Raw genomic sequence first — 11,485 nt, 5'->3', positions numbered from 1 at the left:
GTTGTCTTTTTTAAGTTACGCCGGTTCTTCGGAAATCGGAGATTGGAATACCTCTGTCATCATGCGAGCGCCGATACGAAAGCCCTCAATGAAGTTCTGTTCTAGTTCATAAGGGAGCAGATCAAGATGAGTATCAATTAACTGTACAAATTCTTCTTTAAAGTTATCTGGTAGTTTTTCCAGAAAAGATGAGTAAGACACAAAAGCCTTGTCACGATTCATTTTGAAATCTTCAATGGTTGTTTGAAAGGTTGAATAGAGGTAGAGTTCCCCTTTGTAAAGCTGTTCCAAAATCTTTTCCATATAGCCTCCTTGAAATACGAATGTTTCTAGATGGTGACAATTATATCATGTAATTCAACTATAATCAATACAAAAGTTACTAATTGGTAACAAACGTATGGGAGGGATGAACATGCAGTATATATTACATGATATACCAATTGGTAGGAACATTCAGGCGGTTAGGATGGCAAAGGGCTATACGCAGGAGAAAGTAGTTGCCGAGTTACAGCTAAAAGGCAGTAAAATGTCCAGAAGTACATTGGCTAATATCGAAGCTGGTCGGAGGAATATTAAGGCTAGTGATTTGAAGCTTTTAAAGAAGTTTTTTGATGTTGATTATGATATGTTCTTTAATGATTAATTTTTTTAAAAACTAATTTATTAAACTATGCTAATACAGAGGATAAGAGATGAAGATGTATAAAGATTTCATGTATGAAATTACAGCAGATAAATTGTACGAATCGTTATTAGCTTATGGAATGTTTTCAGAAAAGCTACCACCATTTCTAACGTCAAAACAATTTTATGAATATTGTCAGTGTAGTGGTTTGCCGTTTGCTGATAAGCCAAGTCAATTTGTATACTATGAAAATATGAGAAATATAAATATTCCTAGGCCGTTAGGCATACCGACGCCAATGTCGTATCAAAGACTTTGCAAATGTTTAAAGGATAACTGGAGGGAACTTCAAGAATATTTTAATAATATGACGATTAATCAAAGTCACAAAGTAAGTAGAATCCACATTAGAAATTTGAAGGATAAGAAGCATATCTTTGAAATGAATTATTCTAATTGGAGATTAGACCCCGGACCAGAGGAAGATTTGCTAATAGGTAATTACTACATGGTATGTGCTGACATATCTAAATGCTTTCCTAGTATATATACCCACTCTATACCTTGGGCTTTGGTAGGCAAAAGTTCAGCTAAAAAATCAAGAAGATCAGGTTGGTTTAATGATCTTGATCGCTATATTCAAAATACTAAATATGGAGAAACGCATGGTATTTTAATTGGGCCACATGCCTCTAACTTAATATCAGAGATTGTTTTATCGGCTATTGATAATAGATTAGTTGACAAGGGGTGGAAGTATATCAGGAACATTGATGATTATACTTGTTATGTTAGAAGTGAACAAGATGCACGTCAGTTTTTAATTGATTTACAAACAGAATTAAGAGAATATGATCTATCCCTTAATCACAAGAAGACAAAAGTAAGAGAGCTTCCGTTAGACGCAACAGAACATTGGGTTAGAAAGATTAACTCTATTTCAGTTTTAACCAGTTATGGTAAAGTAGATTATAAAAATTGCCGTGCATATTTAGACTTCGCAATTGAAATATCAAAAAATGAGGGTGAAAACTCATCAGTCCTAAACTATGCTATGCAGGTGCTTAAAGGCAAAGAGTTGACTTATAATGCAAAAAAATATCTGCAAAAAACAGCATTTCATCTATGTTTAATATATCCTTATTTAATTCCGTTGTTGGAAGAGTGTGTTTTTTCCTTTTGTAATACACCTGTAATGGATATTGAACAAATTTCAAATAAACTTTATGATATGTGTATTAATTGCAGAACATTTGAAGTTGGAAGCTATGCCTTGTATTTTGCTATTAAATATAGCTTCACATTATCAGGAGTAAAATATACAGATATAATAAACAGTAAGGATTGTGTATTAATGTTATTAGGTTCTAAGTACTTCGAATATGTAGGTGATAAAGTAGCGCATAAAGAGTTAAAGAATCATGCAAAACAATTATCTAAAGATATAGATGATTTCAATCAGTATTGGTTGTTTGTATATGAGGTTTTGCCAATGAGTAATTTGAAAGACGACTGGAAGCCCTTAAAAAAAGCAGGGGTATCTTTCATTAAAAATAAGTGGTAAATTATTTATAGTTAAATTTTATCTAATATGGTAATGTATTATAAAATTATAATCACAACTTCATACAAAATGATGAGGGAGAATGAGATGCTTTTAAGGATTGGATGAACAATATTTTTGATGAAGATAATCTGGAGTTAAATGTAAAGTTTGCATCGTTATTTGTTTTGAATTTTGAATGTCTTAAAGATTTTGTTGTTAATAAAATTAGGGATTTTTATTCAGATAATATAATAGAAGACGGAAAATGGATACATAAGGAGACGAAGAAGTACAAAGAGGTTGTTAGAGCCCTTTCTCGATATATAGATGATGCATCTATGAAATGGTTTATAGATTCAGGCGCTATTACAGAAGCTGATTATGAATTATATCAAACTATAAGAACGCGGAGAAATGATATAATACATGAGCTGCTAAAAAATTCAGGGGATGGGTTTAATGAAATAGACATAGAACTATTTGGTAGTTTACTATCACTTTACAGAAAATTAGATAAATGGTGGATTAATGAAATTGAGATTTCAATAAGTGCAGAAGATATACCAAAAGACTATGATCCTGATGAAGTTGTTGGGGGACAGGCAATTGTTTTGTTTGTAATAAATGATATTTTACTAGGAAATCAAGGTGAACGATATAAAGAGATTCTAACAAACTATAATGAGAAATAATTAATAAAGACGGAAAGGCGAAATATGAATAATATGGATTTAGATACAAACCCATATAGAAAGATGGCAGTAGATATAACGCCATCTCAGTTTGAATTGATATGTAGAGATACACTTGCGGCCTATGCTGAAAAAGAACAGTTACAAGGATTTCTGATTACACATGACAAGAAAATAGAAGCTGATGATGGTACATATCAGATAGATTTATACAGTGAATTCAGTGCAATGGGGGCGAAGTTTAAAGTTATTGTTGAATGTAAAAGATATAAGCGTCCAGTGGAGAGAGAAAAAGTCGCGGCATTATATGCAAAAGTTACAAGCATAGGGGCAAATAAAGGTATTCTTATATCAACATCGGGGTTTCAATCGGGAGCTACAATGTATGCTGAAAAGCATGGAATTACATTAATACAAATTGTGCACGCGGGTATTCAGTATATAACGAACTCAGCAACTAGACTAGATCCGCTAATAATTCAAATGCAACATGAGATGCAGAGTAGATTACCAGAGTATATTTCGTTATTGTGGAGCGTGAAAGATGATTATCCCTATGATCAGGTATATCCAACAGAAAGTATGATACAATCAGTAAGAAAAACAGTCATGAAATTGTTAAAAAAAGAAGACGCTTAAATAGCCAGTTGTTGTCAATTAAAAAGACATGGTGCTAGCACCATGTAAATATGGTCGTCAGCTAAAGGGATTTGTGATACCTATATGATACCTTTTGGCGGTAAAACAATGAATAAGCTAGATAATTTTTTAATATAAGCACCAAAATCAATGAAAAACAATCGAATATTTAACATTAATGTTAAACTCGTAGGGGGTTTGAATAGGGTGAAAATACTGGGAAGCCGCTAAATAAGCGACTTCCCAGTTTTGATGTCAGCAAAATGTCAGTAAAGTTAAGAGAGAGAAAATGAAGGTTTCTATTTTGATTAAGTAGAAGATGAGATGAAAACTATGAATTTGGAAAATACATCATAATACACAAAAAATATTTGAAACAGACGAAATATAAAAGCGGAACTACCAAAAATATTGACAAAATACGTTTAGAAGAATATGATATAGCTAAGAGGCAAAGTATGCGAAAGTCTATGACGCAAAACTAAAGGGCCTGAAAAATGGCAGTCAGTTACACGTTGATAGCATTGCCGCTGGCAATGCTTTTTTTTATTAAGGAGCGAAAAATGATTGAAGGTTATACCACAATTAAAGTCATTGCAGAAAAATGGGGTATAACACCAAGGCGAGTTCAAGTTCTTTGCTCAGAAGGAAAGATTTCTGGTGCTGTAAAATTTGGTCGTGATTGGGCAATACCCATAGACGCAAAAAAGCCTGAAGATAAAAGAATAACAACAGGCAAATACAAAAACTGGAGAAACAAAGATACTAATTCATGAGATAGACACATCCTGTCATTGTGAGAATGTATAATAGAATTATGAACTGGAGGTGTCTATGGAAACGATTAAAAGAGATAAAATTGAAAGAGTCCTTGGTATATACACCAAACTTTTGAATGGGTATCTGATTAACAAATCAGAAGAAAGTGCAAACTACGGCGTAAACGAAAGAAGCATTCAGCGTGATATTGATGACATCAGAAATTATCTTGAAGCAGATTCCGAGAGAATCGGATGTATCAATTCCGTTATTTATGACCGTATAGGGAAAGGTTATCGACTTGAACAGATTTATAAGATGAAATTTTCCAACAGCGAAGTTTTAGCGTTATGCAAAATTTTGCTTGATAGTCGTGCATTTACCAAAAAAGAAATGTCTGATATGCTAAGCAAACTTATATCCTGTTGCGTTCCAGAGGCCAATAAGAAATTGGTTACGGATCTCATTAACAATGAATCATTTCATTATGTTGAACCAAAGCATAAGTCTGATTTTTTAGACTTGATGTGGGATGCAGGACAAGCTATTCGTAATTGTAATTATATCGAAATTGACTATCTGCGAACAAAAGATAAATCACTTGTCAACAGAAAAGTGAAACCTGTCGCAATCATGTTTTCAGAATATTATTTTTACTTAACAGCTTTCATTGATGACGATGACGACGCAAGGAAAGATTTTGATGTAATCAATGACTCTTTCCCAACTATATACCGGATTGACCGTATAAAAAGGCTCAATATACTAAGCGAGAAATTTCATATTCCTTATAGTAGTCGATTTGAGGAAGGGGAATTTCGTAAACGAGTTCAATTCATGTATGGAGGAAAATTACAAAAAGTAAAATTCAAATACTCTGGCAACGATGTAGACGCAATTCTTGACAGACTACCTACTGCAACAATCTTATCGGAGGATAACGGGACATATCTTCTATCCGCAGAAGTTTTTGGAAAAGGTATTGATATGTGGTTGCGTAGCCAGGGCGATATGATAGAAATCATTGAGAGGAGCAAATAAATAGATATGAACGTACTTGATGGATATGCAATTTGCTATCCCAAAATACAACATCCTTTAAGAACAGAAAAAACTGACTTAAAGATAAAATATATAGCATTGCTTAAATATTATGCTGATAAATTTTGTCCAGGAAATCAAGTTATTGAATATAGGCTTAAAACCTTTTCTCTATCTTTACTTGGAACAAATGACTTTTCTGCTTCATTACCACCAGACGGCAACATCAATAAATTAACAGGCAGAATAATGAAAACACGCTTTACTCCATTTAGATTGTTTTCATACAGATATTTGTTTTTGTTTGACTGTATATTCATTCTGGCAATCAACAATGAGGAGCTGGGCAATAAAATATGTGATGAACTCAAAGCAACTATTAACAGTCGTTATCACAATACAATAAATTCCATGAAAGAGCAAATGTATTTATGTGACTCGGATTTTGCAAGTAAGAAGCTCATCACTGATGAAATGGTGAATGAATGGATACGAGCAAAAGAATATATTAACTCTCGCAACAGAAATATTACCTTTACAGCTACTATGAGTGCTGGTAAATCGACACTTATAAATGCAATCATAGGGAAAGAACTTTCGTATGCGAAAATGGCAGCGTGTACAGCAACCGTAATGAAGTTTATTACAAGTCCCACAAGTGGAATCGGCAGTAATATCTTCTACAACGACCAAGTTAAGCTGTTTCAATCCGAAAGTAATGTTCGAGATTATACAAAAGGTCAGGAGATACCATGCAGTATAAATAGTTACTTTTTCTCTCCCCTTTCGTGTTGTCACATTACATTGATTGATACACCAGGTGTAAATTCTTCTCAGAATCCGAAACACAAGAAAATAACTCGTGAAGAATTATCCAGTGGTGCTACAGATATATTGGTATATGTAATTCCAGTTGAAAATTACGGTTCTGAAGATGATTACATTCATTTGTCATATATAAAAAAGAAAGTCGATTATAACAGAATAGTGTTTGTCGTAAACATGATGGATTCCTGTGATTTTGAAGATGATTCTGTTTCCGAAATAGTCGCAAACATCAGCGAACACTTATCTGATATTGGATATGAAGAACCTATTGTTTGTCCTATGTCTGCAAAAGCGGGTATGCTGATAAAGCAAGCTCTATATGGTTCTGCTCTATCAGATAATGATAAAAAAGCTTGTAGCACATATGTTGATATGTTCCAGAACACGGAATTGGAATTAGGAGTTTTATATCCGCCGGTCACAAAAATTCTTTCAAAGAATGATACAAATTGGTTATCGTCTGATTTTGAAAAAATATGGTCGGCATATATCAACACCGGTTTACCTGGTTTTGAAACACTACTTTTGAGCTTAACTAAGGAGGGGTAAAAAATGTTAGATGTTATTATCAAATATAATCCATATAAGGTTGTTTCAACCATCACTGTTAATGGAGAAGAACCAAAACAAAACAGCAAACTAAATCAATTCTTAAATCAAAGATTCCAGTTGTGGGTAGATCAGGTTCCTTCTTTGCTCGCTGAGGAATACAATGATGATGAATTTGACCTTACGTTCTTTGGTACAGAACTTGATTACCAAGACTTATTAGCGGCAATTAAAGTCGCTGAAAAAAGCGACATTCACTTCAGAGCAAAGAAGATGGCTGCAAAGGAATTTGGAGATAAAGAAAAGGACATTCGTGACTTATTTGAGCGAGTGCGTAAACTTCCGTTTGAGGAGCTGCAATCTCCCGCAGTATCTAATGCTTTTGAATTAGCATTTAATGAACTTTTGGAAGTAAATGTTGTTGCAACTATGAGTGCGGGAAAATCCACTCTAATCAATGCACTCTTGGGTAAAAAGCTAATGCCGTCTAAACAGGGGGCTTGTACTGCTACCATCACTAAAATTCAAGATGATGACGACGACACTTTTAAAGCTACCGCTGTTGACGCAAATAAAACCGAGATAGAACACTACTCTGTTTTAGATTATAAAACCATGATGGCATTAAACAGAAATCCGGAAGTAAGCGAAGTACAGGTAAGTGGCAATATTCCATTCGTTACATCTGAAGAAGTGTCTTTAGTGTTGATAGACACTCCTGGTCCGGATAACGCTCGTGATAAAAAACACGGGCTCGTTACCGCAAAAGCTCTTGACCAATCTTCAAAAATGTTGGTTCTTTTTGTAATGAACGGTGGTAAGCTTCATGATGACGCACAGGACGCTTTTCTTAAACGAATTGCAAAAAGCATGAGTGTCGGCGGTAAGCAATCGAGAGAACGATTTATGTTTGTCATCAACAAGTTGGACGCATACGAAGAAGAAGATGACGACATCGCCAATGAAACAATCCCAGATACTATTAAATATCTTGAGGATATGGGGATTGAAAATCCAAACATCTTCCCCGCTGCTGCTGAGCCTGCACTCTTAATTCGTAGATACTTAAATACCTATGATGATGTTGAGAAAGAAATGCTCTTGGAAAAAATCAAACCTTTAGCTCAAAAGCTTATCGACCAGGAACAGTTACACTTGGAAACATATCCTCATTTGGTTCGTAGCTGTCAAACAAAGATTGATGATGAGCTGGCAACTGCAATCCAAAACAATGATATATTGGGACAAGCTCTGATTCACAGTGGCATTCGTGGAATTGAAGAAACTATTCGTATGTATGTTACAAAGTATTGCCGCCCAGCAAAAATAACGAATGTGGTAAACACTTTCAAACACGGCTTAGATAGTGCAGAAGCCTTTGAAACTACAAAAAAAGAAATCGCTTCTCGTCAATCCGAACAGAAAGAATTGGAAGCAAAGATAAGTAAGTTGACCCAAAAACTTAGCAGCAAGTCAGAAAATGAAGCGTTCAAGAAGAAAATATCTGCTCTTGAAATAACAACGAAACTTACAGGAAATGTCGATTCTTTAATTTCTGATGTGGATTCGTCTTTAACGCAATTTTTTAGCCAATGTCCTTCTGAAATGGAAGAAGACGAAGCTATGGATTATATTAGAAAATTTACAAAACTGACTCTAACTAAGCAAAACGAGTTTCAAGTCGCCGTTGACCGGCTGTTGCATGAAGATATTCAGGCAAAAAGCCAGCAATTACTTAATGAATATATCAAGAAATTAGCTGCACTTAGCGAGGAATTTAGTGGAAATGGATTAAGCATTGATTTAGCATCATTTGTTCAAAACAAATTAGCAACACTTAATGCAGATTCGATAATTGACGGTTCAATAGATTCAAGAATTGAACATCATAAAGAAACGAGGACAAGAACTGTATCCAAACAACGAAAATGGTTTAATCCAATGCGTCTTTTCAAGGGTGATTATTACGACGTAGAGGAATCATATCAAGTTGATGTAAAAGAGGAAATCAAGTTTGTCAGCAGAGAGAAGCTGGTAAATCAACTTGTTGCTCCTATTCGTAAGTCTTTAAAAACAGAAAGAACACGAATCTTGGACTTCGCCAAAGAGGAAACAACTAACATTAAAGAGTATTTTTACGAGCAATTTGATGAAGTTGACGCTATCCTGACACAGAAAGCTAATGAACTAAGAGAAGCGACTACTTCAAAGAAGGCTTCAGAAGAAGCTTTGAAAAATGCAAACACTCTTTTAAAGCAACTCGAAGAAGTAAAAGCAGAACTTGCAGCTATCTTAGAAATATAAGTCCAGCTAAGAAATGTCAAGAGGTGATTTGAAAAAAGATAAAATATTTTTTCATTTCTAAAAGGGTAACTTTAATAAACCCATTGATATGGGAAATTAAAAACTTTTTAATTCTATCAGGCTGCTTTTTAGGCGGAAACGGGTGTTCTGCCGCATAGCGGCTGCAATGCTCCTGGGGGCTGATTATTTCAAATGGTTTGTTATCCCGGAGCATAGCAAAAATAATGTTACAAATTTTTGCATGACTGCACCAACGGCAACGTTCTTTTTCTTTCCGGCACATTTACCGGCATAGTAGTCGTATATAACGGGGTTAACAGGTGACTCCGTCCCTTTATCCACCTTTAAGTTGTTTAGGGCAACCATCTGCTTCACAGCGGGATCTAAACCAAAGTAGGCATACAGTTTCTTCGGCGAGTAAACAGGTCAAAAGAGCCCATTTCTGCAATCAGGACAACAGCGCTGCGGAAGCCGATACCGTGCATGGACTGCAGGAGGGTGATCTGGTCATAAATAGGCTTGCCCTGGAACTTATCCACAGCTTTGTGGAGCTCATCCAGCAAGGAATCCAGGTGTTTCTGGTACGCTAGGTAGGTTTCTATGTACATCCTGATCCGGACGGCGTTGCTTGGGAGTGCGCGTCCAAATACAGCGGCATCCCTGGCCGCCGCGCATAGGGCATCATATTTGACAAGGGCATACTTTTCCCCAAAGCGGGCCGTGCTTTTGATAACAGATACAATCTTATCCTTCGGAGCAGCAAGCATATCAGTGGCGAGAGGGTATTCGGCAAGCAGCTTCAGTGAAGTCTTTGTAGTGATCTTGCTGAAGACATGCAGATAAGCCGGAAAAGACACTTTAAGCTCGGCATCCAGCTTAAGGACCACAGAGGACTGCAGGTCTTTAAAATAATAGTAGTCGCGGGCAAGGTTCCGCAGGTCGACGATCCCATCATCTGGGATGATGGAAGTTTTCAGGGAAGCGTCCAGGCCGACTTTAGCAGCTTTTTTTCAATCAAATTTGTCATTATGTAGTTTCCTTATGTTCATATTTGTGCTATTCTTAGTGATGATAGGATTAATGACCGAGCAGTCAAACACCTTATCACGAAGGAAGTACAGGAGCGGGATGTGGTATATCCCGGTGGACTCGAGGAAGCAGCGGCTTTCGAGGGAATACGTCTCTTGTGCTTCCTTTATTTTTGTGACGGCAAGCTCCCTTGAAGAGGGGGCGGAATGCAGGATCTTAAAAGGCTTTCCGGTAAGGGTGCCGTTTGGGAGCATGATGGACATCCAGGAGAAATCGGCGCCGACATCAAGCCCGACAGAGAGATAGGGGATGCCGTCAAGCATTTTAAGTACTTTTTGATAATGCATAGTTTTATCCTTTCTGGCAGGCATCCATTTCCAAAAGGTGGATACACAACCTAGCGGCTTATACAGGTATGGCCTGAGGCTTCCCAACCAGCCAAAACATAAATCACCACCGAATGGACTGACAGACTTTGTAAGAGGTTTGACCAGCCGGGGCTGGTTCCCAAGGAGGTGTCGTCAATAGCCCTGTCTCGATAATTATACCTTAATGTTCTGCCTGGCGCATTATGGAAACCTCAGACATGATAAATAATATAAGTAGCCATTAACATAACCTCTGATGGAGGGAGAACCTCTCCTTCAGTTATCTATTCAAACAGATATTGTAACTATTAATTTGTAGTCCTTATTGACTACACCATTATTATACTAGGAGGTGGAGATATGGTTTCAGAGGAATTTAGACAAAATGTTTCATCCGGTGACTTAGATACAGTACGAAGTGCATTGATTGATTATCTCATTATTGATCGCACATTCAGAAAATTCGATGAAGCTCTCTCATATGCAGCAGATTCATTGAAAATTATCGAGCCTTTTAACAATGAGCCACCATTCTCTGCGGAACCTTGGGGTATTGATTACTTAAATCAACAAAAGGTTGCACTGATGATGAACTTTTCAGCAGAAAGAATAGAGCATTTGAAAAAAGTTATTACGACAGTTTTACCGCATAATACAGATAAAAGTAAAGCCAATGAATCTGATAGTAGCTTCTCAAATCAAAGGTGGACAGATTCTCCGGTCAAAGGAAATACTGGTAAAGATACATCTTTTACTTCTCGCACTAACTCAAGAACAGGAAGAAACATTGTATCTGAAACACCGGTTGTCCCAAATAGCACGCCATCAAGTAACGGAGCGAATAGAAGCTACTCAAAATCACGCAAATCGACAAATGGTTCAAAGAAAACAGGTTCATGGATAGTAAGTGAAACACCGGTTTCTTCCAATGAGAATGGTGAGAAATCATCATCTGAACCTGACATATTAGGAACTGCCCTTATTGTGGGCGGTGTTGCTATTGCCGCAGTCGGGCTTGCAACGGTCGAACCTATTGTTGTCGGTACTGGTGTTGTTGTTGCTGGTGCAGGTGTTGGCGTAAAAGTAAAGAATCGGAGGTGAT

10 protein-coding genes, 1 pseudogene and 1 riboswitch are annotated in these 11,485 nt (G+C 36.4%); of the genes and pseudogenes, 9 read left to right on the top strand and 2 right to left on the bottom strand.

The genetic code is table 11. The features are described 5' to 3' along the window. Window positions 1-15: 15 nt before the first annotated feature. Entirely contained in the window at window positions 16-303 is a 288-nt protein-coding gene (locus C6P39_RS07020; protein ID WP_104803275.1) for a DUF6809 family protein, read from the bottom strand. 112 nt (window positions 304-415) lie between these two features. Here C6P39_RS07020 and C6P39_RS07015 point away from each other — a divergent pair, with 112 nt between their 5' ends. The 8 genes from C6P39_RS07015 (at window position 416) to C6P39_RS06980 (ending at window position 8,986) form a co-directional block, all read left to right on the top strand. Then, window positions 416-646, top strand: coding sequence for a helix-turn-helix domain-containing protein (locus tag C6P39_RS07015; protein ID WP_104803274.1), 231 nt, complete (start codon window positions 416-418; stop codon window positions 644-646). 49 nt (window positions 647-695) lie between these two features. Then, window positions 696-2,192 carry an RNA-directed DNA polymerase gene (locus tag C6P39_RS07010; protein WP_104803273.1) on the top strand — a complete coding sequence of 499 codons (1,497 nt, stop codon included), beginning with the start codon at window positions 696-698 and terminating at the stop codon, window positions 2,190-2,192. 104 nt (window positions 2,193-2,296) lie between these two features. Beyond that, window positions 2,297-2,866 carry a hypothetical protein gene (locus tag C6P39_RS07005; protein WP_104803272.1) on the top strand — a complete coding sequence of 190 codons (570 nt, stop codon included), beginning with the start codon at window positions 2,297-2,299 and terminating at the stop codon, window positions 2,864-2,866. A 24-nt stretch (window positions 2,867-2,890) separates the two neighbouring features. Beyond that, window positions 2,891-3,505, top strand: coding sequence for a restriction endonuclease (locus C6P39_RS07000; RefSeq protein ID WP_104803271.1), 615 nt, complete (start codon window positions 2,891-2,893; stop codon window positions 3,503-3,505). A gap of 440 nt (window positions 3,506-3,945) precedes the next feature. Beyond that, window positions 3,946-4,021, top strand: a riboswitch (cyclic di-GMP riboswitch). 47 nt (window positions 4,022-4,068) lie between these two features. Beyond that, a complete protein-coding gene (locus tag C6P39_RS06995) occupies window positions 4,069-4,281 on the top strand; it encodes a DNA-binding protein (RefSeq protein WP_104803270.1) in 213 nt (70 codons plus the stop codon). A gap of 58 nt (window positions 4,282-4,339) precedes the next feature. Further along, window positions 4,340-5,305, top strand: a complete 966-nt coding sequence (locus C6P39_RS06990; RefSeq protein WP_104803269.1) for a helix-turn-helix transcriptional regulator — start codon at window positions 4,340-4,342, stop codon at window positions 5,303-5,305. 6 nt (window positions 5,306-5,311) lie between these two features. Continuing rightward, window positions 5,312-6,682 (top strand): dynamin family protein, encoded by a 1,371-nt coding sequence (locus C6P39_RS06985; RefSeq protein ID WP_104803268.1) that lies wholly within the window; start codon window positions 5,312-5,314, stop codon window positions 6,680-6,682. A gap of 3 nt (window positions 6,683-6,685) precedes the next feature. Next, window positions 6,686-8,986, top strand: a complete 2,301-nt coding sequence (locus tag C6P39_RS06980) for a dynamin family protein (RefSeq protein WP_104803267.1) — start codon at window positions 6,686-6,688, stop codon at window positions 8,984-8,986. A gap of 16 nt (window positions 8,987-9,002) precedes the next feature. On the opposite strand, the pseudogene C6P39_RS28435 reads toward C6P39_RS06980, so the two are convergent. Continuing rightward, window positions 9,003-10,362 (bottom strand): annotated as a pseudogene (locus C6P39_RS28435) (IS110 family transposase). A gap of 381 nt (window positions 10,363-10,743) precedes the next feature. Between C6P39_RS28435 and C6P39_RS06970 the strand changes: the two are divergent. Further along, window positions 10,744-11,484: a hypothetical protein gene (locus tag C6P39_RS06970; RefSeq protein WP_104803266.1), complete on the top strand. Its 741-nt coding sequence runs from the start codon at window positions 10,744-10,746 to the stop codon at window positions 11,482-11,484. Window position 11,485 lies beyond the last annotated feature (1 nt).

The sequence above is a fragment of the Blautia marasmi genome (assembly GCF_900258535.1).
GTDB classification, from domain to species: Bacteria; Bacillota; Clostridia; order Lachnospirales; family Lachnospiraceae; genus Blautia; species Blautia hominis.
Note: the sequence above shows the minus strand (reverse complement) of the source record. Positions and strands in the feature narration are given on the sequence as shown.